23 protein-coding genes are annotated in these 23,837 nt (G+C 46.5%); 5 read left to right on the top strand and 18 right to left on the bottom strand.

Annotated elements, in window-relative coordinates; translation table 11 throughout:
- Window positions 1–174 precede the first annotated feature (174 nt).
- Window positions 175–1,536: an MFS transporter gene (locus LOZ80_RS11820; RefSeq protein WP_337951033.1), complete on the bottom strand. Its 1,362-nt coding sequence runs from the start codon at window positions 1,534–1,536 to the stop codon at window positions 175–177.
- 243 nt (window positions 1,537–1,779) lie between these two features.
- Here LOZ80_RS11820 and LOZ80_RS11815 point away from each other — a divergent pair, with 243 nt between their 5' ends.
- Together LOZ80_RS11815 and LOZ80_RS11810 are read left to right on the top strand one after the other, a co-directional pair.
- Window positions 1,780–2,697 carry an AraC family transcriptional regulator gene (locus tag LOZ80_RS11815; protein ID WP_238171623.1) on the top strand — a complete coding sequence of 306 codons (918 nt, stop codon included), beginning with the start codon at window positions 1,780–1,782 and terminating at the stop codon, window positions 2,695–2,697.
- 907 nt (window positions 2,698–3,604) lie between these two features.
- Window positions 3,605–3,835, top strand: coding sequence for a hypothetical protein (locus LOZ80_RS11810; RefSeq protein WP_238171622.1), 231 nt, complete (start codon window positions 3,605–3,607; stop codon window positions 3,833–3,835).
- Here the strand turns inward: LOZ80_RS11810 and LOZ80_RS11805 are convergent.
- From LOZ80_RS11805 to LOZ80_RS11730, 16 genes are all read right to left on the bottom strand, one after another.
- Window positions 3,803–5,062, bottom strand: a complete 1,260-nt coding sequence (locus LOZ80_RS11805) for an alpha-L-fucosidase (RefSeq protein WP_238171621.1) — start codon at window positions 5,060–5,062, stop codon at window positions 3,803–3,805. The genes LOZ80_RS11810 and LOZ80_RS11805 overlap by 33 nt on opposite strands.
- Window positions 5,063–5,089: 27 nt before the next feature.
- Window positions 5,090–6,781: an ABC transporter substrate-binding protein gene (locus tag LOZ80_RS11800; protein WP_238171620.1), complete on the bottom strand. Its 1,692-nt coding sequence runs from the start codon at window positions 6,779–6,781 to the stop codon at window positions 5,090–5,092.
- A gap of 126 nt (window positions 6,782–6,907) precedes the next feature.
- The gene (locus tag LOZ80_RS11795) at window positions 6,908–7,807 is read right to left on the bottom strand and encodes a carbohydrate ABC transporter permease (RefSeq protein WP_238171619.1); all 900 of its coding nucleotides are present in this window, start codon (window positions 7,805–7,807) and stop codon (window positions 6,908–6,910) included.
- A gap of 12 nt (window positions 7,808–7,819) precedes the next feature.
- Window positions 7,820–8,704, bottom strand: coding sequence for an ABC transporter permease (locus LOZ80_RS11790; protein WP_238172961.1), 885 nt, complete (start codon window positions 8,702–8,704; stop codon window positions 7,820–7,822).
- A gap of 416 nt (window positions 8,705–9,120) precedes the next feature.
- On the bottom strand, window positions 9,121–10,083 hold the full coding sequence (locus LOZ80_RS11785) for a metallophosphoesterase family protein (protein WP_238171618.1): 963 nt from the start codon (window positions 10,081–10,083) through the stop codon (window positions 9,121–9,123).
- A 71-nt stretch (window positions 10,084–10,154) separates the two neighbouring features.
- A complete protein-coding gene (locus LOZ80_RS11780) occupies window positions 10,155–12,086 on the bottom strand; it encodes a helix-turn-helix domain-containing protein (protein WP_238171617.1) in 1,932 nt (643 codons plus the stop codon).
- Window positions 12,074–12,376: a hypothetical protein gene (locus tag LOZ80_RS11775; protein ID WP_238171616.1), complete on the bottom strand. Its 303-nt coding sequence runs from the start codon at window positions 12,374–12,376 to the stop codon at window positions 12,074–12,076. The genes LOZ80_RS11780 and LOZ80_RS11775 overlap by 13 nt, the downstream gene beginning before the upstream one ends.
- A gap of 287 nt (window positions 12,377–12,663) precedes the next feature.
- Window positions 12,664–12,912: a PQ-loop domain-containing transporter gene (locus tag LOZ80_RS11770; RefSeq protein WP_238172960.1), complete on the bottom strand. Its 249-nt coding sequence runs from the start codon at window positions 12,910–12,912 to the stop codon at window positions 12,664–12,666.
- 122 nt (window positions 12,913–13,034) lie between these two features.
- A complete protein-coding gene (locus LOZ80_RS11765) occupies window positions 13,035–13,607 on the bottom strand; it encodes a beta-class carbonic anhydrase (protein ID WP_238171615.1) in 573 nt (190 codons plus the stop codon).
- A gap of 98 nt (window positions 13,608–13,705) precedes the next feature.
- Window positions 13,706–14,581, bottom strand: a complete 876-nt coding sequence (locus tag LOZ80_RS11760; RefSeq protein ID WP_238171614.1) for a DUF4846 domain-containing protein — start codon at window positions 14,579–14,581, stop codon at window positions 13,706–13,708.
- Between the two features lie 189 nt (window positions 14,582–14,770).
- Window positions 14,771–15,229 (bottom strand): NUDIX hydrolase, encoded by a 459-nt coding sequence (locus LOZ80_RS11755; RefSeq protein WP_238171613.1) that lies wholly within the window; start codon window positions 15,227–15,229, stop codon window positions 14,771–14,773.
- A 119-nt stretch (window positions 15,230–15,348) separates the two neighbouring features.
- Entirely contained in the window at window positions 15,349–16,059 is a 711-nt protein-coding gene (locus tag LOZ80_RS11750) for a DUF4085 family protein (protein WP_238171612.1), read from the bottom strand.
- Between the two features lie 126 nt (window positions 16,060–16,185).
- Window positions 16,186–16,770 carry a GNAT family N-acetyltransferase gene (locus LOZ80_RS11745; RefSeq protein WP_238171611.1) on the bottom strand — a complete coding sequence of 195 codons (585 nt, stop codon included), beginning with the start codon at window positions 16,768–16,770 and terminating at the stop codon, window positions 16,186–16,188.
- Window positions 16,771–16,973: 203 nt separating this feature from the next.
- Window positions 16,974–17,912, bottom strand: a complete 939-nt coding sequence (locus LOZ80_RS11740; protein WP_238171610.1) for an alpha/beta hydrolase — start codon at window positions 17,910–17,912, stop codon at window positions 16,974–16,976.
- Between the two features lie 47 nt (window positions 17,913–17,959).
- Entirely contained in the window at window positions 17,960–19,036 is a 1,077-nt protein-coding gene (locus tag LOZ80_RS11735) for an LLM class flavin-dependent oxidoreductase (RefSeq protein WP_238171609.1), read from the bottom strand.
- A 15-nt stretch (window positions 19,037–19,051) separates the two neighbouring features.
- Entirely contained in the window at window positions 19,052–20,242 is a 1,191-nt protein-coding gene (locus LOZ80_RS11730; RefSeq protein WP_238171608.1) for an MFS transporter, read from the bottom strand.
- A gap of 299 nt (window positions 20,243–20,541) precedes the next feature.
- Between LOZ80_RS11730 and LOZ80_RS11725 the strand changes: the two genes are divergently transcribed.
- From LOZ80_RS11725 to LOZ80_RS11715, 3 genes are all read left to right on the top strand, one after another.
- Window positions 20,542–21,123 (top strand): TetR/AcrR family transcriptional regulator, encoded by a 582-nt coding sequence (locus LOZ80_RS11725; RefSeq protein ID WP_238171607.1) that lies wholly within the window; start codon window positions 20,542–20,544, stop codon window positions 21,121–21,123.
- Window positions 21,124–21,895: 772 nt separating this feature from the next.
- On the top strand, window positions 21,896–22,351 hold the full coding sequence (locus LOZ80_RS11720) for a hypothetical protein (protein ID WP_238171606.1): 456 nt from the start codon (window positions 21,896–21,898) through the stop codon (window positions 22,349–22,351).
- Window positions 22,352–22,482: 131 nt separating this feature from the next.
- The gene (locus LOZ80_RS11715; protein WP_238171605.1) at window positions 22,483–23,100 is read left to right on the top strand and encodes a TVP38/TMEM64 family protein; all 618 of its coding nucleotides are present in this window, start codon (window positions 22,483–22,485) and stop codon (window positions 23,098–23,100) included.
- Window positions 23,101–23,148: 48 nt separating this feature from the next.
- Here the strand turns inward: LOZ80_RS11715 and LOZ80_RS11710 are convergent, their stop codons facing one another.
- Window positions 23,149–23,829 (bottom strand): TetR/AcrR family transcriptional regulator, encoded by a 681-nt coding sequence (locus tag LOZ80_RS11710; RefSeq protein WP_238171604.1) that lies wholly within the window; start codon window positions 23,827–23,829, stop codon window positions 23,149–23,151.
- Window positions 23,830–23,837 lie beyond the last annotated feature (8 nt).

Genomic DNA, 23,837 nt, shown 5'->3' with positions numbered 1-23,837 from the left:
TAGGTTGATATGTTACTCGATTGTATCGTACCTTGATGGGGTTCTCTGGAAATTCACTCTTCTTAATTATGCGAACTCTCTGGATCTATTAAACAGTGAACAATTCCTGGTACCCAATGGTTATATCTATTATATCCAAATTGTCCCTTATATTCCATGTGCAGCATTCACTCTTCAGGACGCATTCTGTGTTTCAGCCGCGACGGTTCGCTGCGCCTTGTCGGCCGGCAGCAGCAAAATCAAGACCGCCAGGAGAGAAGCCGTCAGGAAAACGGCCGAACCCACGAGCGAGACGGAGATTGCATGCGCAAAAGATGTACCCGAAGGACTAGCCGACCGGTTCGCCGCCTCGAAAACGGCAATAAGAACCGCGAGCCCGAGCGATGCACCGGTCTGATGAGCGACGTTGACGAGCCCCGACGCCGCTCCTGCATCCTTGTCTTTCACGCCGGACAACCCCAGCGTCGTGAATGGCTGGAAGATCATCCCTGCACCGCACCCCATGACGATCAACGGGAAAAATAAATGAAGAAAAAAGCTCGAATCGGCGGAAATGAAGCTCAGCCAGCTTGTCCCGGTGATCGCGATTACCAATCCGGCGATCAGCACTTTAGCGTTCCCGAATCGGGCTACTAGCGAAGGCATGGCATACATCATCGCGAACTGAACGGCCGTGAACGGCATAATCGCGAGTCCCGCCTCCAAAGAATCGAAATGAAGGACGTTCTGCAGAAATTGTGGAACGAAGAAAAAGATCGGATAATTTCCACACAAGAGCAACAGCCTACCTAAGTAGGCTCCGGATCGCGTTCGGCTGGCGAACAAGCGAAGAGGCGTAATCGGTTCTTTCGCTCGTGCTTCGACCCAGATGAAAGCCGCTAGCGAGGCACCTCCGATAGCAATCGCTCCCCAGACGTCCGGTACTTTCCAGCCGACAGACGCGGCTTGAACGAAGCCGAAGGCCAGCGCTGTCATGCCGATTACTGACGTTATGGCTCCCCAAATATCCAGACGGCCAGCTTTCGTCTCCGTCTCCCGCATATATCGGGGCACCATAAAGAGTAGAGCAACGCCGATCGGAACGTTGAGGAACATTCCGGCGCGCCAAGAAATCACATCCGTCAACAATCCGCCGATGATTAGACCGACGCTGCCGCCGGCTCCCGATACGGCACTGTAAACGGCGATTGCTTTTGACCGTTCCCGGGCTTCCGAGAAGCTAACCGACAACAAGGCTAGCGCCGATGGCGTCGCCATCGCTGCCGCCAGTCCTTGCAAAGCGCGAGCCGCGAGCAGTAGCGAAGATGAAGGCGCCAAGCCGGCCAGTATTGAGGCAAGCGAGAACAAAGCGATCCCCGCACTGAATGTTTTTCTCCTTCCTAGGATGTCTCCCGCTCGAGCTCCTAACAACAGGAATCCTCCAAAAGCCAAAATATAAGCGTTCTGCACCCAAGTCAAAGCGGCCGTCGACAGATGGAGCGTGCGGCCGATTTCGGGTAATGCGGTAACTAAGACGGAACCGTCGAGCACCATCATCAGCTGACAGGCGACGATCATCGTCAAAATGATTCGTTTCGAATGATCATTCAAGAGGGTATCCTCCCTTTCATGTTATAACGCTTATTATGACGCGAATCGGCATCGAGAAATAGCTCGTTTCTGCTAAAAAATTGCTCAATAATGCAAAGTGGAATTCTTGCCACTTCGATAAACAGGTTGGCACTATTAGGGGAAACCCGTATAATAGGAGTGAAAAAATAGAAATGGAGGTACGTTCCCGTGCAGACGAAATTGGATCAATTGTTGACTATCGTGGATTCCTTTGATCTTGCGGAGGGTCGTACGGAGACATCCGTACCCTTTTTTTCCCTGGTCCGACGCAACCGGCCGACGGCGATCATTCCAGGCGTTCTCACCCCCTCCTTTTGCCTGATTCTACAAGGGGTCAAGAAGCTCCATCTCGGTCAGGACACGATCTATTATGGTGCGGGCGACTTTTTGGTTTCGTTGATCGATATACCAGCCTCCGGTCAAGTCATCGGCGCTACATGGCAATCGCCGCATATCGGCTTGCGCATCGATATAAAGATGGATGAAATTGCTGCTGTCATGATAGATGCCGGTATCAGCGTGAAGCCGCTCGATCGAAAGTTGGGTCCCGCAGCCTACGTAGGCAGATCCGATGAGCACTTGCAGCTCTTATTCATCCGACTGTTGGAGCTGCGAGGCAAGTCCGAAACGGAAGTCCGCTTTCTGTCTTCGCTGATCAAGCGCGAGATGATTTTCCGCTTGCTTACAGGAGATAACGGGCACTTGTTTGTCCAACGGGTCTTCATGGACCAGCAAAACGAGGGGATCAGTAGAGCCATTGAATGGATAAAGGAGAATTACAACAGAACCTTTACAATTGAAGAGGTGGCGAGATCGTCCAAAATGAGTGTCTCAGGACTTCATCATAAATTCAAAGCTGTCACGACGATGGCTCCCCTGCAATATCAGAAGCAGCTTCGTCTCCAGGAAGCGAGACGCCTAATGCTGAACGGCTCTGCGAACGCAACGGCCGCTGCACTGGAAGTCGGGTACGAGAGTCCTGCTCAATTCAACCGGGAGTACCGTCGGCTCTTCGGGCTCCCTCCGCTTCAAGATATTAAAGCTTTTCATAGAAAACCTGTACCTGAAGCATTCGAGACCAGTTAAAACCTTAAATTCTAAGTGCAACTGCTAGTTACAGCTCATCTATTAATCTTGAAGCTTATTACTAAGATAAGCGGATTTGCCTCCCTAAGAGATGAGCATTTCATAACGGTTTTCAACATACTAGCGGATCCTGGTTCCCTTTGGGCTTTGCAATGACAGAGAGTATTGTATGAAAAGGAACTATGATCCCCTATATGGCGGGAACTTGGGTAAATGTAGCGTGAAAGGGAACTGAGATCCGCTATTTAAGTAGAAACTGCTGATTCCAACTGGGAAATGGTGACATAGCGGATCGTAGTTCCCTCTGGCATGGAATATCGCGGTTTTCAGAATGATAGCGCCCTGTAGTTCCCTCAAACTCGCTATCCTGACAATATTGCTAGTATCCGGATTCATGTTCCCTTATCTCCGCGCGATTGCAAAGCTAGAGAATCTCATTCTGCCAAATAGCTTGTTTAAACCTCCAACCTGCAGCCATTCAAACAAATAAGTACGTTCACATCGCACAGCCTCGAACCACTCCATCGTGCTGAGTTGGCTTACATCCCAAGCCTGGAGACTGGCGTAAGCTCCAACAGACCTTGAGGAAAACCAAGCCCCTTAACGAACTGAATGCCCTTTATTCAGCCAAACTCGCTCATTCTGAAAATCTAATGAATCCCAGAGGCTCTATTTCAAGAAAATGAACACCTTTCCGCCTAAAATTTGCTCGGTAGCGCCAACTCCGTTCATTAAATCTCCAAAGTGGCCATTTTCTTGTCTATAAGCATCCTACCGTTCATTAGCTGCCCTTCAAGAATAGTCGCAAACCAGTCCACCTATCATATTCCCATGATCATCTTTGATCGCGATTCCTCGTAGACGCAGAGGCGCGACTGCCAATCCCGCAGAGCAAGATGTGTTCAGATTGGAAACAATTACTTGGCCGCATGTGGCATCTTCGCTGCCTTATGTGCTCCGATCTGTTTCACCGCGCAGACGGTTTTATCATACAGTGTGGTTTCTAAGTGGATTCGATGGCATAAAAAAATACAGAGCAACGGCGGTTATCCCGCCATGCTCTGTATTCGCCCTTTGCAAGCTGCTGTTCGTCTTACCGGGCAGACTAGCTCCTGTCACCAACATGATGGAAGCTTAGTCCCTGCAGTACCGCCTCTTGATCACTTTCCGTGATTTCAACGATTATGCCCCGAATTCGAATAGTCGGGACACGAATAATTGCCTTATGTCCGATATGCTGTCCCTCATAAATGGTCACAGAGCGTCTCGTCTTTTGGGTAACGATGCTAATCTTGAAACTTCTTACATGTTCGCCGGCAGTCAGATCCTCTTGGATGACAATTTGGTCAAGCAACTGGGGCACCTCAGTCTCATATACCCAGGCATTCCCTCTTCTTTCACATTGCGCAAGTGTGGCGAATGGGCTGCCCCAATGCCTGCGAATTTCTGAACCGAATTCCAGAAGCCGCTCCGTGTCTTTCTCCGGAAGCAAGCCGTTGCGATCCGGCCCGATATTGAGGAGCAAATTTGCACCCCTGCCAACGGAATGATAATAAATGCCCATAAGTTCTTCCACACTTTTCAGGGTATGTTCATCGCTATCGCTATAAAACCAATTCCCCCGCATCTGGACGTCACACTCCGCAGGCAGCCACAGTCGATCACCCAGCTGCTCCTTCTTCTCAGTCAAAATCGAAAACTCCGTCGAATCAACCACATTCCAGCAGGGAACAGGCGCAATCCCGTCCTCGTTTCCAACCCACCGAAAATCTGGATCTCCCATGTTAAAAATTAAGATATGAGGCTGCATGCGGCGAATTTCACCGATAATCCGGTTCCAATCATACGAATGCCCTTCAGAGCCGCAACCGTCAAACCATAGGATGTCAATCTCTCCATACTGCGTTAGCAGTTCGGTAATTTGATTGACGAAATAATCGTCGTAAGCTTTCGCATCCTGTGTGTAAAAATCGGCTGAACCATCAAATGGAGAATAGTACAAGCCTGGTTTCACATCATATTTACGGCAAGCATCCACAAATTCGCGAATGACATCCCCTTTCCCTTCCTTCCACGGAGAAGCGGCCACACTAAATTGACTGTAACGGGAAGGCCAATTGGAAAAACCGTCATGGTGCTTTGCCGTTAATACGGCATAGTTCATTCCCGCTTCTTTGGCCGTTCGGATCCATTGTTCGCAATCCAAAAGCTCAGGGTTGAAAGCATCCGGATGCATGCGCCTTTCATCAAAATCGACGTATCCTTCATAAAAGGTACGCAGTCCAAAATGAACGAACAATCCGAATTCCCAACTTTGAAATGCAAGCTGTCGGGTTGTGGGGGTTAACTTTTCAATAAGATCCATATGATCCGACCTTTCTTGTCCCATTGACTATTTGGCAACTGCCTTTTGATAGATTTCAATATATTTGCCGAGCTGCAGGCCATCGAACCCTTTGACATAGCTATCCCACTCTTTCTCGATGTCTTTGCTTCCCGTTATAAACTGCGCCATGTTGGACTTGACGTAATCGCGGATTGACGTTTTCAGTTGAGCCGCAACTTGTGCGTCTTCTAATGCGATGAACACGTTGGATGGATAATTCTGCTTCGATTGGAATGGTTCATATTTGGCCGATTCGCGCTTCAGACGCACCTCGTATGCGCCTTCGGCCAGCGGATTTTGCAGAGCTGCCCAAGAATCGCGATATTGGTACGTGCGGAGTGACGGGCCGAGCTGATCCCAACGGTCGTTATATGTCGTTTTGGTTTCAACATCAGGAATAATCGCATATTTCGCTTGCTTGCCGTTCATATCCAGTTCACCGTCCTTCGCTTTGCGCCATCCTTTGCCTTCCAGACCGCGTTCTTCAAGCACAATCGCTTCTTCCGTGTACAAGTAGTCGGCCATGCGGATCGCAGCAATTTGCTGTTCTTTTGTCGCTTTGTTCGTAATAGCCATTTGCGAGTTGCCCACTCCTGCAAAATATCCGGCTTGCTGCACGCCGTTCGGTCCTTTGAGCGGAGGTACGGTGACATACTCTTTGTGGCGCGGGTGCTTCTCATCAGGGGAATGCGCGTAACTGATCAGAGCAGTGGTGATACTACCCATCACGTTTGCGTCCTGGCGGTTGCCTAGCTGCTGAATCGCATCGGAGTTTTGTGTGAAAGACGCCGGATCGATCAGACCTTCCTTATAGAGCTTGTTCAGGTACAGCAATCCCTGCTTCCATTCTGCTTTGTTGGCTGCTAGCGCCACCTTGCCGTCTTTTAACTGGAGGAAAGTCCCGCTGTCTTTGTCCACTTGGTCGTCGACGATGAATGCATTCATCAAGAAGGATGCGACGTTCCCTGCCCACATATCATCGGAGCCGGTAAGCGGAATTTCGTCTTTTTTACCGTTGCCGTTCGGATCTCTTTCTTTAAAAGCTTTCAGCACTTCGTAAAACTCGTCTGTCGTTGTTGGCATTTTCAGCCCAAGCTTATCCAACCAAGACTGGTTAATCCACATTTTCTGGGCATAGTTGCAGTGATAGCACTCGTTTACTTGCGGAAGTGCATAAATGTTGCCATCTGGCGTCGTGATCGAACTTTTCAAGTAAGGCAGTTCAGCCATGGCTTTCTTGAAGTTAGGCATATACTTATCAATCAAATCGTTCAGAGGAATAAACACGCCTTGTTTGCCGTACTTCATCTGCTCTTCTTTGGTTAAGCTCCCTTGCAAAATCACTTCGGGATAATCGCCGCTTGCCAGCATTAGCTGTTTGCGGTCGTTAAGTGCTTTATCTGGTACGAGATCCCATTTAATTTGAATATTGGTCTTGTCCTGGAGGTATTTCGTAAAAGAATTGGTCTCCATATTCTCGAGTACGGCAAGCTGCGGTGCAAACATTTTGATCGTCATAGGCTTGGTGACAATCGGAAATTGCCCAACAGGTGAAAATACGTCGCTTGCTACCGGTGCGCTGCCTGAAGGTGTGTTTTCTGCAGGTTTACTCGAATCCGTGCTGCATGCGCTCAAAACGAGCGAGAAACAGAGGGCAGCTCCCAATGTGCCTGTGTACGATTTTTTCCACTTTTTCATCTTGTCGACGCCTCCCATTTTATCAAAACATGTCATTTATACGTTAGAAATTAATCCTAGCTGATCTAAGCTGCACCGCTGCTGCACCACCTCCTTTAGGGTTGAGCATGAGGTACCTCCCAAACGTTATCCTTTCAATGAACCGATCATGACGCCCTTCACAAAATACTTTTGCACGAATGGATAAATGATCAGGACGGGTGCGCTCGCAACAACGATTAGTGAATACTTGAGCAAGTCCTTCAAACCTTGCTGAGCCAACATCTGATCCACTTTGGAAACCATGGTCGGATCTATTGTGTTCAGAATAAGTATGTTGCGCAGCACGATCTGGAGCGGGAACAAATCCGGCGATTTCAGGAAAATCAAAGCATCAAAGTAAGCGTTCCAATGGCCGACCGCATACATCAGCGTTAGTACAGCCAGAATCGGCTTAGAGAGAGGAATGACGACGCTCGTAATGAATCGTAGATCGCTGCAGCCATCGAGTTCAGCTGCCTCCGCGATCTCGTCGGGAATCGAAGTCTGGAAAAAAGTGCGAGCGATAATCACTTGAAACACCGCCATCGCTCCCGGTAGAATCATCGCCCAACGCGTGTCGAGGATGTGCAGGCTTTTCACAACGAGATAGAAAGGGATAAGCCCACCGTCGAACATCATCGTAATGACCAGAAGCACCATGATGGCATTTCGGCCGAAGAACGTTTTTCTAGCGATCGGATAGGCAAGCATAACGGTCAAAACGACGTTAACAGCTGTACCAACTACCGCGTAAAAAAGCGAATTCAAGTACCCAGAGACGATTTGCGGATTGCGGAACACCGCTTTATAGCCTTCGAGCGTAACGTCTACTGGAAACAGCCACACTTTGCCAGATACGACGGCTTGCGGCGAGCTGAACGATGAAGAGATGATAAAAATGAGTGGAAACAGGACGATTATCAACACTAAGCTCAAAAAAATGTAGATACCGACTAAAAACAATCGGTCGCCTTGCGATTCCCGTATCTTTGACGCCTTAAACATAGATGAACCTCCCTACCACAAACTCGAATTGGATAACTTCTTGGCCAAGTAGTTGACACCCACGAGAAGCATCAGGTTGATTACGGAGTTGAATAACCCAATGGAAGCAGAAAAGCTGAAGTTGGAGCTGAGCAGGCCTACCTTATAGACATAGGTCGAAATGACCTCTGACGTGCTGACATTTAGGGGATTTTGCATCAGATAGACCTTCTCGAAGCCTATCTTCATGATGTTTCCCATATTCAATATGAGCAGAATGATAGACACCGGGATAAGACTCGGAATATCAATATTGACAATTTTCTGCAACCGGGACGCACCATCTACTTTGGCCGATTCATACAGTTCAGGGTTAACCCCTGCCAAGGCAGCTATGTAAATAATAGCCCCGTAACCTGTATATTGCCATACATCCGACCAGACATAAATCGATTTGAACAAGCTTGGAATGCCCATGAAATTCGTGTTTTCTACGCCAAGCATGTGCATAAACTTGCTAATAATTCCAACGTTAGGTGACAAGGTTACGATAAGAATAGAAACCATGATAACGGTTGATATAAAGTAAGGTGCGTAAGTAATCATTTGCACGCTGCTTTTGAAGAAGCCGTTGCGTATCTCATTCAATGCCAAGGCTAACAGGATTGGAGCTGGAAATCCAACAAGCAAACCATACACACTGATGCCAAGCGTGTTCTTCATATACAGCCAGAAATTCGGCGATTCGAAAAACTGTTTAAAATATTCCAAACCTACCCAAGGGCTGCCCCAAATGCCTTTGATGACGTTGTAGTCCTTGAACGCAATGACGACACCTGCCATAGGGATATATTTGAAAATAACTAAATACAGCATCGGTAGTACTATAACCAGATACAACTGCCAGTGACGCTTCATCTTTTTCCTAATTAATTGTAAGGATGATTTGCTGGCGGCCGAAGCCGCTTGATAGGGCTTGTTATGCCCAGAAGGAACTGGCGCTCCCAATTCCTTGTGGATGTTTGACATATGCTCCTTCTCCTTTCGTCTGAACTGACGGCTCAATCACATCTCCATATTAGACTGCGTCAACCAATAGCCGCAAGAAACAAGAATCGTGGGCTTAACCGTTTTCGCATATGCTGAAAAAACTCTTTGCAAACCATTTTCTACCGCCGAACCAAATTCACCGGCTCTTACCGCAAGCGGCTTCTTCGCGAAATTCATTGAATGTTGTATCGAAAAGACAAAAAGCCGCAAGGTCCAATTATGAACCTTGCGGCTTTCTCCGTTTCTTCCCCCTCGTCAGCCACAGTCCCGGCACCGCGCCTGTCCTAATGAGCGTCCGGCTCGTGCACCGGCAATTCTGCAACGAGACCATCGCGCTGGCGGATCCATGTTTCGAACTGCCGCTCACCCGCTGTTAAGCGAATGACTCTTGCGCCAGTCGGAAACTTGTCCTTGCGCACACCTTCTTCGTAGCTAACATAACGCGTTGACCGTCCGTAGCTAAGACGGATGCCATGCAGCGTCCCGCTATAATCGTTTGCGTGATCATGACCGACAAACGTGCCCATGACGTCGCCCATTTCCGCCATTGCAGCGAACATGCCGGAGTTTACTCGCGGTGAGCTGATCCAGTCGTTGCAATGGCCCTCGCACACTTTCGTTCTCCACACTTCATCGTATTCCGGCAGCGGGATATGGAAAAATGCCAGAGCAGGCAAAGGCATCCCGCCATTCCGCTCGGCCAATTGCCGAGATTCGGCTGCATACCACTCGATTTGATCGCGGCGAATCCAGTCGTACCCGCCTATGGCACTAATCTGCGAGTAATCACCGCTATCGAGGAAAAACAACGAAGCTGCCGCATTTCCTGTCGGATCGTCAACCGTCAGCACATAATTACCCGCTCCGCTCAACCCCGGAGGATCCGCTTTGGCAACGCAATATGCTTGAAGCAGCTGCTCTTCGTGCATGCGATTTCGCGGCAAGTTTCCTTCCGAGTCATGATTGCCAAACACCGCCGCCCATGGCACGCGGTTTTCTTCTGCTACAGCGACCGCGCTGCGGAACGATTGAAGCGGGTCTTTGCATCTCTCGCTTGCCGTCACGTCACCTGCAAACACAACAAGATCCGGCTGCTCAATGGCGATGATCCGTTCCATCGTCGCCTTCGTTATCGAATCGAGGAGTGGCGTCTCGGGATCCCGATCCTCAGCGTCAATAAACTCCACATCGGAAAACTGCACGATGACGAATGTTCCATCCTCACGAAATTTCAGCTTCTTTTCCAACGAACACACACTCCCTCATCACTTATTCTTTCCAATACCTGTTTCCCCTGCCGCTTGGAATCAAACCCAATTCACCCCTGCTGCCTGCGCGCCGCTTCTTCGCGGAATTCGCTGGGGGAGCTGCCAATCACTTTCTTAAACACACGGCTGAATGAGATCGCGCTTGTATAACCGACCTTTTCAGCGATCTCCTGTATAGTCGCTTGCGTTTCCTTAAGGAGGCGCTGTGCAGCCTGCAGGCGGATATCAATCAGGAAGTCGACGAATTTCTGTCCGGTTTCTTCCTTGAACAGTTTGCTTACATACTTGCTATTAATATTGAAAGTCGAACTCAAATATTCGAGCGACATATTCGGATTCGCATACTCTTCTTCGATGAATTTCCGCATGTCGCGTATCGTAGCTCCATGTAGACGTCTGTCCTGCGCTTCCTGCATACCCGTGAACAGGCTATTCAGCAAGGTCGATGACTCTTCCCGCATTTGTTCGAGGGAATGGGATTCATCGATGACTTTACTGAGCTTCGGCAGACCATCCGTGGTCCAGATCTCTTGAAATTCCTTCGTCATACCCGCCATTTCGCGTCCCAAATAATAAATTAAATAATTCATCAAATTCGTAATTTCATCTTTCGTCAACAAACCCAGTTTCATTTCACTAAAGAGTTCGTCGTACTTCGTCCTCCATTCGTCTTCTAGAAGTCGAAACGACTGGATGATGGATCGGATTGCATTCAAATGCGAGAATACCTCAACTTGACCCTGGTTAGTGATGTGTTCGCTTGTAATGAGCCGGTTCTCTCCTAGCACAATTTTGTATTTAAGCGCCCTAAGCGCCTCTTTGTACGAATGGGCTACGCTAGAAAGTTCTGTGACCTGCTCACCAATGCCAACCGTTATCGTAAACTTCAAGTTATCCTGCGACCACAAACGAACGTTCTCAAAAAGCTCGAGGATCACGGAAGATTTGCCTTCATCCTCGCTAGCGATGAACACCATGACGCTGAGCTGAAATGCCGAGGTCCACTCTGCCCAAAGTACGATCTCATACTTCGGAGCCATCTCCTGAATGACGCAGCGCAGCGCGAATTTAAGAAGATTCTGGTCTCTGCGCGTGTATTGGCAGCAGAAATCGCCATATTTATCGATTTCGATCACTAGCACCGCTTGACTGTCAAAAGCGTACGGAAGCTGGAGAATGCTGGCTTCTTTCTTCCATTCGTCATGGGTTAACCCCGTGTCGCCTTCGATGAGCTGGTGGAATAAGTACCTCATCCGCAGATGTCTGTCTTCTTCATGCTTTTGCTGATATTGATTCGATTGCTCAATAATATTGGACAAAGCCGATTCGATGAACGAAAACTCATCTCCCCCCTCCTTGGACAACGGAAGACGGTAATCGCGGATACGAGCCGCGATCTGTTCCAGCGGCCTTGAATTGCGTCTGGTCACATAAAGCATCCAGGCTAATCCGACCACAATCATCGCAATTCCGATAATAAACCAGACGTTGTACAGCGAAGAAATGACATGGAACACTTTGCCCTTGACAAGTCCGCTTTGGTACGACCAACCGGTATAGCTCGAGACATAATTGGAGAAAATCTTTGTCTGCTCATTCGTGCTCGAGCCGCTAAACAACGCATGACCCACGGCGTCCCGAATTCCGATATAACTTGTCTTCGCATCGTACAGGTCAGTGATGCTGTTCTGCAAAGAATCGGTCGCCACATTGATGACGATCAACCCTTTTTCACCGGTAATGAATGGCGCACCCCGCACAAGACTGACAACAGATTTGCTGCCTTTCACCGTGAATTGCTCGAAGTTTCTTACGCCCGACCATTGCTTGGACACGAGCGGGTCCATGGCCTTTTTAATAAACGGCTCATCCCTATAGTTACTAATTTGATCGCTTGTTGCATTGCTAAGCACAAAATTGTCTTCGAAGCGCACCAAATAGATCGAATCGATCATGGGATACGAGGAGATCATATCCAGCATTTTTTTACCGCGCTGATGTTGACGTACATGTTGTCTTTCGCTTCATTATTGAAGAAATCGCTTAATTCCTTATTGTTAATTGTTTCAATCATCACCATGTTGTCAATCGCTTTCAGGGAGGTGTCAATGAGACGCATCGCCTGTAAGGACAGCATTTTGTTGGCGTTAAGCGCCTCTTTGCGGCTTTGCTCGCTCAGCATCTGAAAAAACACGAAAAATGTAAACGTGACCACGATAATAAAAATCGGCATATAAGATAGCAGCAACCGATTAAATAACGTTTTCTTCATGTTTAGCCTCCAATTGGATTGACGGCGGTGAGAAAAGCTGAGAGCAAGAAAGTCTCTGCCTTTTTGCGCCCATGATACAGTAATTGAGATGATCTAATCATTAATACATCCTACGGCATTTTTCAACAAGTAAAATTCTACTGAGCAAACTATTTTCTACTTCTAGCCCATAATCGGGAATAGTGGGAATTATAATCAAAAAGCCCTCTAAGGGCAACCCCTAAGAAGGCAATTAATGAATCAATTTTGGAAAATGACCTCGGCAAGGGTGTCCCCTGCAGGGAAAGTTATCGATACCGTAAAATTAAAGTGATAACGAAGAGCACGACACATAAAGACATTGTGTTTGTTACCAAAAAAGCTAAGCCAGCACCCGTGACAACCAAACTTATAGCATAAGCCTCCATTAGACTAATGCCTAAAAACATAAGGACGTATGCTTTTAAACTTAAATCTGAAACAGATTTAGTTTTCAAAATTTGAATTATCTGAGGAATCCAACCTACAGAAAGAATAACTCCACCAATTAATTGCATGATAGTAAACAGCATCGAATACACCTCTCGGCTTTCTTTATACTGTTACTATTATATTCGGTCAGCCCAAACATGATGATCTGTTGACCATCAAACTGTGCTAATGAAGTCCGTTTAGAGTGCTACGATTCCTTATGTTTATAACCATCAACGATTAAATCCAACTTCCCTGTTTCCGGGTCGATTACAAGACCATGAACTGGAATGTTTTTTGGCAGGAGCGGATGGTTCTTGACCGTGTCCACGCTTCCTTTGACGGAATCTTCAACACTATCGAAACCGTGCAGCCACTGTTGCAAATTAATTCCGGAACTTTCGAGGGTCTCGATCGTATCGGACGATATGCCGTTCTCCTTCATTTTATTAATGGTTTCGATAGGATCAATGCAGCTCATCCCACAATCATGATGCCCGACCACGAACACTTCATCGGCATTTAATTCATATACAGCGACAATAACGCTTCGCATAACGCTGCCAAATGGATGCAAAACAATCGCACCAGCATCTTTAATGATTTTGGAGTTTCCATCCTTAATATTTAATGCTTTGGGAAGAAGTTCTGTAAGCCTAGAGTCCATACAAGTTACAACAACCATCTTTCTATCTTTGAATCTTGATGATTTATATTTTTCGAATTCCTTATTCTCTACAAACTCCGAGTTAAAATGCAACATATCATAAAGTCGCTCCAAGCTTATCACCTCCATTTTTCTCTTGTTATCTTATCATAACCTATCCCTTTATTAAAATAGAGTTTTTGTAGGCAGCATCATATTAATATTCTGCTGCGTTAATCTGTGAACCTGTACAGTTGTTCCCTTGTAAATGTCCATTCCGGGGATTTCAAATTCCCTTCAAACGCAGTGGAATACCAAGGATTCCCCTCCCCGTTAGCCTCATTCTGCAGAATGTGTATGTCTTGCGCAGGTGTGTAGCCTTGAGCTAAGATAAATAGCTTTTCGCCAGTTTTGGGGTTCTGAGCCATATCTAATATGACGATTGCATGTCCCGGCGTGCCCCCTTCCAGAAACACATCACCAGCCTGCATCTCTGACAGCGGCACCTGCTTCATTTCCTTCGACAAGGACAACGTTCCCGCGTACGCAAATACCATGTTCAGATAACTTCGAAACACCTCGTAGCTGTCGGAAGCTGCTCCCCGCTTGGTCCATGAAACCTTGTTGCCGGAAACTTCAATCCGATTCCCTTTCCTCCATGTTGCAAAGTCAGCTTTAAAGCCATTTGTAAAATTAAAGTGAATCTTATCATATTTTCCACTACCATACAGGTATTCCGCCCGCAGCCTCATAACCGCATCGGCGCACTGCTGCAGATCCCGTTCCCCCACATCCACATCGAGCACAGCTTCGTATACCTCATTAGCCTTAAGCTCCCCATTAAACAAATGTACCTTGGAGCCATGGGGTTTCAGAGGCAGATTCCGCAAATAATTCCCATATGACCCATCCTCTACAGGAACCCTCTCATAACCGTTAGGAACGGCTATCCGTTCCATTACTTTTGTTCCTTGCGCATAAATCAATTGTTGTTTGCGGGATTTGGTTCCCATAACAGTATCTGTGCCTTTCGACCGTTCCTCCACTGCGGCGGAGCAGGAACTAAGGAGCAGCGCAGAAAGGGCAGTAACTGTAATCCATTTTTTCATTAAAAGCAGCAGCTCCGTTCATGGACGTTTGTCTATAAGCTATCCATTGGAAAATAAAGGGTCGTTAAATAGACGATCCTCAGTAGCAAATAGTTGCTGCCTGTATTCCGGCTAATATCCTTTCAACTGGAGCCCAACCTAGTTTTTGAATGAGCAAAAAAAGGAGTTGCCTAGAGGCATGCTCCTTTACTATCGTTTCTCGTTAGCTTCTCGTGCAAATCCCCAGAGTGCTCTAGCCTTATCAAACACCCAATTCAAGTCCACATAGCCTCGTTCCATGTGAAGTCGAAGTGCATCTTCCCATGCGAAATATTGAGCACTTTCAATTTCGTTAGCCTGGTGGACAGGCTCAGCCTGTTCGTCGATGGCTTCAAGAACGAATAATCGGACCTGCTTTCGAACGGTTATCCCTTTGCGTTTGATCGGATATTCAATGTCGCCAAGCGGTGAAAGGATGCTTGATTTAATTCCTGTTTCTTCGAAAATTTCTCGAACTGCAGCGTCCTCCCATGACTCTCCAGATTCCAGATGACCTTTTGGGAAACACACATGTCCATATCTGTCTTCAATGAGTAGGACTTGGTATCCTATCCGTACCTTGCGCAGAACTAATCCCCCCGCAGCACGTTCAATAAGATTCTCTGTCATAGTAACCTTCCTTTGTCAATACAAGCCGAAAGTATGTAAGGTATAGTTAAATGCAAATATCTAATAGTTGCCGGATAATTCGCAAATAATGGATTTGCCCGGATGTTGATCATCTAATTTCACACCGTTTCCGGAAACTTCTCTAGTGTGAATCTGAAGCCCCGAGCGACAATCCGCAATTCATGCAGAGATACAAATTCTTCGGATGTGCCCGAGTTGTCATGAAGCAAGGCTCTAAAATCCATATGGCCTTCCGGCGTCAAATGTACTTCGTCGTACAGCCACCAGTCCCTATCTTTCCCCTTGGGTATTTCGTAGCTGTGCACATCTTCGAAAGTCAGATAACCTGTGCCGCATAATCCCAACGAGCTTTTCCCGTCCAGTTTGACAACGATGCTGCTGTCTTCGCGCCAATTAACAGAGATGATTTTGGCGTCATGCAGGTCATGCTTTTCGCGCATCTCTATAAAGTTTTGGGGAAGTGTGCTGCGGATTTCTTGATACTCCTCCCAGCTGCTCCGGCATGCTTCTTCCCATGCTTTCTCATAATCCTTAACCCATTGATTGATAAATACGGACATTTCTTCGGTGCGCTCTTCGGTTTCAGCGATGAATTGTGCTAATATAGTTGAGACGCGGAAGTCCGGCACATACTTCAGTAAAAGTGGTTTAAGTTGCAGAAACTGCTGCTGTACTTCGGAACGGAAGTCGCGACCTTGAGCAATGTACCATTCTTTCGATTCTTCGATTTGCTCGTTTATATGCGGAGCGATATGCAAATACCCGCAGACCTGCATTTTCTCATACATTTCTTTGGTAAAATAACGCATATTCTGATAACCTCACAATCAACCTATTGAGAACAAAAGAAATCGAAGTAGAAACAAGTCACTCCTGACAATGGAGATCCGCAAAATGACTCACCACACGTTTAGTCGAAAAGGTTTGGGAAAAAATTAAAACTCTACACCACGAACCTTAGAAAATACCATAGTATCTCTCAATGAACCATCTACATCGCATTTATCATTTCGAAGAATTCCTTCTAATGTGAATCCCAGGCGTTCGGCAACTCGCGAACTTCGAACATTGCGTCCATCACATCGGATTTCAATTCGATTAGCTTGTAACTCATGTACAGCATAGTTGGTAATAGCTTCTACTGCTTCAGTAATATATCCTTTATTGCCAAAAGATGTGCGCACCCAATAACCAATTTCAAATTTTCGCGATTGCCAATCTATTCGATGTAAACCGCTGCTACCAATTAATTGCCCTGTTTCTTTCAGAATAAGGAGTAATCTTAGATCGGTGCGATCCAAGAATTGAAGCCTAGATCGTCGGATACTTAATTCGGACTCTTCAATTGTAGGAATGTTCCCGGCCCACGGCATCCAGGGACGCAATTCTTCAATACTTTCTTTAACAGCCTCATTTACCCTCACGCCATCTTCCCATAATGGGGCTCTTATCAGTAATCGTTTACTTTCAAAGCTCTCAGGTATCGTATATAGTATCGGATCGGTTGGTTTAATGCTCATTGAATGACCTCCCTACGGAAAATATTTCCATAAGATTAACAGCATTTTATGCATTCTTCAATATAAAATTAAAACCTTTATGAAAAATAGCCGATTACTTCAATTATTAAAGAGGAGCTGCCGCGAAGCAAGCCCCCATTTCCTGAGAAGGTTTTTTTTCGATCGTGTCGTTTCTTATTTTCGGAGACAACCCCAATCATTGTTTAAGGATTAAGTGCTCTTGCAATCGCGTCCAAGTAGCTTTTACTGGCGCGCTGGCTCACTTCCGCTTGTGGGACGATCATTTCAAAGCTGTGGAAGCTGCCTGGATACAGATGAAATTCGACATCTACACCCGCTTGCGCAAGGCGCGTCACATATTCGATCGTCTCATCTCGGAACAGATCAAGCTGCCCTATGCACGTATAGGTCGGCGGCAGCCCCGCCAAGCTTTTCGCTTTCGACGGTACCGCATAGGGGGACACCTCACCAGTATCGTTATGCTCGCCCAAGTACATGTTCCACGCCGCCAAATTGTTCATCCTGTTCCATGTTGCGTTATCGGCCGTAATTTCATGGCTCGACGCCGTAATATTTCGGTTATCGATCATCGGATACAGCGGCATTTGGAAGATGAGGGCTGGCCCGCCTTTGTCGCGAACCATTAAAGCAAGCGCTGCGGTTAGACCGCCGCCCCCGCTTGCACCGGCAATCGCGATCCGATCCAAATCGATGCCCAGCGACTCAGCTTCATCCGACATCCACGTCAGACCGGCATAACAGTCATCGATTGCAGCTGGATAAGGATGCTCAGGAGCAAGACGATAATCGACCGATACGACAACGCATTTAGCCGCCTGCACGAACCGTTCGCACAAAACATCATCCATATCGGGGTGCCCCATCACATAACCTCCACCGTGAATCCATAGCATGGCTGGAAGCTTAGCGTCGGTCCGTTGGACGGGTTCATAAATTTTGACCAGCATCTCGCCTGCTGCCCCCGGAATCATCCGGTTTGTCGTACTTACGTGCTCTGACTTTTCAATAGGAGAACTAGATAACAAGCTCCTGCTCAACTCTAGATTTTCCTCCAATTGAAAACCAGGAAATAGTGATAATATAGGCCTTAATTCTGGCAATACTCGACTTTCAAAATCCATACGAATTCCTCCTGTAATTGTATACTTTCGAAACAAATACGTTTTTATTAACTACAATTGAATGATTTTTCTTTTTCCGTCTCAGCTTCCCACTTGGTTATTTCCTCCCGAACACGGGGCGCCACCTCTGTTCCTAACAGTTCAATGGCTCTCATCACTTGAGCATGCGGCATAGTGCTTAACGGAACATATAGCATAAAGCGTGTAACCCCTACATTTTTGCGAAGGTGAATGATCTTCTGAGCAACCGTCTCAGGATCGCCGACATACAGGGCTCCTTCAAAACTGCGCGCAGCATCGTAGCTTGAACGATCATAATGCGCCCAGCCCCGTTCTTTGCCTATTCTATTCATACCTGCCATGGTAGAAGGGAAAAATGTATCTGCAGCTCGTTCAGTATTCTCTCCAACAAATCCTATCGAGTGCGCCCCAACCTTAAGCCGCGATTCATCATGACCCGCGTGCGCTGCCGCTTTCTTATAAAGCTGCACAAGCGGTGCAAAATCCGTTGGTTTTCCACCAATTATCGCCAACATCAGCGGCAGTCCTAACAGACCTGCACGGATAGCCGACTCTTGTCTGCCCCCGCTGCCAATCCATATCGGTAAAGGATTTTGAACAGGCCGTGGATACACGCCTAAATTGTTAATCGCTGGCCGATGCCGGCCCTTCCAGGTTACTTTTTCGGAATCCCGTATTTTAAGGAGTAATTCTAAATGTTCTTTAAACAGCTCATCATAGTCATTCAAGTCATAGCCAAACAGTGGAAAAGATTCAATAAAGGAACCACGGCCCGCTATAATCTCCGCACGTCCATTAGAAATACCATCGAGCGTAGCAAAATCCTGAAAAACGCGCACCGGATCAACGGAAGAAAGCACCGTCACTGCACTGGTCAGTCGAATCCGTTTCGTCTGTGATGCAGCCGCAGACAGCACAAGTGCTGGTGAAGATGCTGCATAGTCCTTCCGATGATGCTCACCTATGCCAAACACATCCAGTCCCACTTGATCAGCAAGCACAATTTCCTCAACAACTTCACGCAATCGCTGTGCGTGACTCATCACTTCACCAGTCTGAACATCCGGCTTAGTTTCTACAAACGAAGTAATTCCTATCTCCATGGCAATCTCTCCTATTCAAATTTTAATAACAGCGCGGCTGGTCATAGCCCAAAACAGAAGAGCTAAAGCACTAACGGAGGCACCGAGCAAACATACACCGTTCCAGCCATAGTGTGCATAGATATGGGTCGAAGCGATGGAACCGCTAGCACTTCCTATGGAATAGAAAACCATGTACCCGGCGGCTAGCCGACTACGCGCTTCCGTACGCAATGAGAAGATCATACTTTGATTAGTGACATGCACGGCCTGAACGGCCAAGTCTAGAAGGACAATTCCAATGATCAATGCGAACAGCGACTGCTCCGTACGGCTGATCAGCAACCATGATATCACTAATAGGATCAAAGCTATGCCCGTCGTTCTCTGTCCGTAACCTTGATCGGCTAGCTTGCCCGCTCTTGCTGCAGCTAACGCTCCGACAACTCCCACGAGACCAAACGCCCCAATTGCAGTGTGTGAAAGAGATATTGGCGGCGCGCTAAGAGGGAGTACTAATGGCGTCCACAAAATGCTGAAAGCAGCAAAAATCAACAGAGCTAGAACAGCGCGGATGCGTAATATCCGTTCTTTTACGAGCAACATAAGCACCGACCTAAGCAACTCGGGATAGGACAACGACGTTCCCTTACGCTCAACATTCGGCAATACTCTTAATAACGCACAAACCATAAGAAGCATCAAAGCGGCGGAGACCAGATATACGGAACGCCAACCCGCAAAATCTGTTAATATTCCTGAAAAGGATCGAGCTAGAAGGATGCCAATCACAATTCCGCTCGTTATCATGCCCACGACACGTCCGCGTTCAGCAGGTGCAGCCATTGTCGCCGCAAACGCCACAAGAGTCTGGGTCACAACGGAAAACAGTCCCACTAATGCCATACCTGCGAATAGTACTGTGCTGGATGATGCAGTGCCTACAATAACCAAAGCGATCATGGATAAGAGCATCTGAGCAATTATCAGTCGGCGCTGGTTTAGTAAATCTCCAAGCGGCACCAGCATTAACAACCCTACTGCGTAAAAGATCTGAGTAATAGTAATGAGAATGCCAATGGTTGAATGGTCAATGCCGAACTTACTCGACAAATTATCGAGTATCGGTTGTGCGAAGTAGATATTGGCAACAGACATCCCGCAGGCAACCGCAAACAATAATGTCACATAGCGAGTCATAGAAGAACTATCTTTAACCTCCTCCATTTAGTACACACCTTACCTCCCTATAATTTTGATACCGAACTTTTATTGTACCGATCGGTATATAAAACGCTTGGTAAATATAACGCATAAAAACAATCGATGTCAATGCTAAGAATAAATTTAATGAGTTATATCTTCAAAAATGATCTTCTGCAGTTAAAAAGAACTGACTTGTATTTGACAATATAAACGACAAATTATATAATTTAACATACTTATCGGTACATTAAAAAGATGTTTACATGTGAACGGAATTTTGAACATATATGAAAAATTAATCGTAACGAGGAGTATGGATTATGGGACGAACCCGCGAATTTGACGAAGAAAAAGTATTAGATGCAGCTATGCAACTATTTTGGGAGAAGGGATATGAGGCTACTTCATTAAGCGACTTGACTTCCAGAATGGGAATTCAGAAACCTAGTATTTACTCAGCTTTTGGAGACAAAAAAGAATTGTTCGAAGCCGCGCTGCGCAAATACATGATGTCCCGTGCTTCTCATGTCCGCACCAAACTTCAAAAAAATCCATCTGTAAAAGATGCATTTCGCGCTTTTTATGAAGGTGTGGTTGCTGAGGAATATACGGAAAATCGCAGCCGAGGATGTTTTTGCATCAATACGATGGTCGAACTTGCGCCTCATGATGAAAAATTCGAAATTCTTACAAGGGAACATCAAATGTATCTATCGGTCATATTTCAAGAAACCATTGAACGAGGTATACAATCAGGAGAGCTTGAATCCGGTGTAAATGCGAAGGCTTTATCACAGGCATTAATCGTTTCGTTAATTGGACTAACTGTAATGATGAAATCTCGTCCAGAGCGATCGTTTGTTGATAATACGTTAGAGGTGACACTTACATTGCTTAAGTAAGAGAGATAGCTACAGAGGAACTTTCCTATTCGAACATACGTGAGAAGAATTAGAAACATTATTTCAAGAGTTCAATCTATAATTGTTAGTGCGTGGTGCGTGGTGCGTGGTGCGTGGTGCGTGGTTCGGTGAGCGGCGCTATCTGGCGGGAATGCTGAGCAGCACTAACTGGGGTGCGCGCCAAGAGGCTACTCCCCTATGGTGCCCTTCTTCAATTGAGGAAAACATTGGAATTATCCAGTGTTTTCTTCGTTTTTGCGCCTCAGAACCTCCTTTCATTGGGTTTTTCCAATGGAATTTCCAGAATCGGCCCGTATTGAACGATTCCCTGATAAAATATTGGATAAATCCAGTGAAAGGTTGATTTCAACAGCCTTAAAGCCGATTTCATTGGATTAATCCAATGAAACTTCACTAAGATGTTCCGTTGGCTCTAAGTCAATAAATGCTCTAATCACTACCTTGCGAATATGTACCATCGTTTTTTGACTTAACGTTTCTTTGAATAACAAGGGATAGAAGCCGACAGCCAAACATTGGTTCAAACTTTTCTTTATTCTTCTAAGTCTAGTATGATATAGCCTTTACGCACCGCAATCCACTATACCATATATTGGATTTTCCTGGTGATCTCCACATTACTCGGAACAGAACACCTTTTGTGACTTGTCTACGTAACTTATGGTTACGAATTGCCGGTGGTAAGAGTATACTCAATATATTGGATATATTTCCCATGTTAAATTAATAAGTAATTGCTGGAGGCAAAGCTATGAAGGTTAAAATTATTAGCGCTAGCATTTCTCTCTTAATAATCGGAGTAATTGGCATTGTGACGGTAAACCATTCTAAAGAATTGCAGAGCTTGACAGTGCCCTCTCCTGCGAAAACAAATACCCCTACACTCTCCCCTAGCACTAGTAGCCCTTCTTCCACCCCATCGAAGGATGTCCAAGGGACGATTGTAGAAACAGCATCACTTCCACCTGAAAACGAAATGAAAACCTATCTTGCGAAAGTTACAAATGATGAATCGATTCGAAAAGACTTATATGCACTTTACGGGCGTTTTAATGCACTAGTGGGGAATTTTGATAACCATAAAAAAACAAGCTCTGAAGAATGGAAGCAACTGCTCGAATTCTATTTTCTTAAAGACGACCACAAACAGGTTAGTGTCATTGAAGAATGGATAGCAAATCTGCCCGTCCATGTTAAGTTACTATGACTTTAACAAACTCTTCAATCATTTCCGCGGATAGCAAAATGCTTACTCTTTTTGTCCGCGCCTCTGTGTTACACTAAGAAGGATCAACACGTCCACAAGAACGACTCAGACCAAGGGAGACACCCTACTCAATGAAGAAATGGTACACCATCAGCATGTATCTCGTGCTCATACTCATTGTCTATGTATTCAAGGATGAAATTTTGCATTGGATGCAGTATGGGGATGCGCCCGTTCTGCTGATTTTTGCGGCTGCGCTCGGGTTTATTATCGTACCGGTCATTCCCTACAAAATAGTTATCGGCATGCTCGGGTTTATGTATGGTCCATTGCTGGGCGCTTTGATCAGTTGGACTGCTGCTTCTGTCGCGTCGGTCATTGTTTTTTGGCTGGCACGCTACTTGTTTCAAAAGCAAGGCAGTGCTTACTTGTCCAAGTACAAGAAGCTGGAAAAGCTCCATGCCGCGATTGAAAAAAATCCGTTCCTGACTATTTTATTGGCGCGACTGATCCCGGTTATCCCACAGGCTGCCGTTAATGTCATTCCTGCCATTACTTCCATTTCGGTCGTTACATTCGCTGTTGCGTCGGCATTGGGCAAAATCCCTGCTATGCTGCTGTTTGCGTTCATCGGCAGCAATCTGTTTGCTGGTACGAGTAAGCTCGTTTTGTCCGTTGGCGTGTATGTTCTTTTTTTGGCGTTCGTCTACGTCGTTTACCGCGTCTGGCTCAAGAAGCGATGGCTTTAAAACCATTGAAACCGCCCATCCGATAACCGGATGAGCGGTTTTTACTTTCTACTTCTCCTGCTCCTTTATCACCTGTTCAATTCCCAACAATATCAGCTTCACACCGAACTCAAACGCCACATCGGTCCCCATCAGCTCGAAAAGCCCGTTTCTGAACATCCTTCGGAACAATCCCGCTTCCGTCTCGCTCATAGAGTCCAGAAGCTGTATCATCACCTCACCCGGGAGCGCTTCCTGTTCTTTAAGAATAGCGGAGACATTGCGCTCATGTTGATAAACGTCTAGAACGAAGTAGAAGACGTAGTTCACAAGCGTAGTAACCACTTGCATTTTCTGCTCTTGTTCAAGCGGCGTCGATTCCACGCAGACCAGCATACGGTTGGTAAATCGGATGATGTCCGGTTCGTGGGGCAGCGTCATCATCATGAGCTGCGTGGAGCAGGGATACCGGCTGAGCACACTCCGTACTGTTACCGCAAGACCCGCCAACTGCTCCTTCCAGTCCCCTTCGGAGTGAAACTCGTCCAAGATAATTTTCGATACATGATTGGCCAGACGCTGATAGAGATTCTGCTTGCTCTTGAAATACCAGTACAGAGAGGGAGCTTGTATCCCCAGACGATCGGCTAATCGTCGCATGCTGAATTTCTCGATGCCCTCCTCTCCCAGAAGCTCCCACGAGGTTTCCAAAATCTTATCTTCCGAAATCTGAGGCTGTTGCTTTTTCATCCGTATCC

The organism is Paenibacillus sp. HWE-109 (genome assembly GCF_022163125.1).
Taxonomy (GTDB): domain Bacteria; phylum Bacillota; class Bacilli; order Paenibacillales; family NBRC-103111; genus Paenibacillus_E.
Note: the sequence above shows the minus strand (reverse complement) of the source record. Positions and strands in the feature narration are given on the sequence as shown.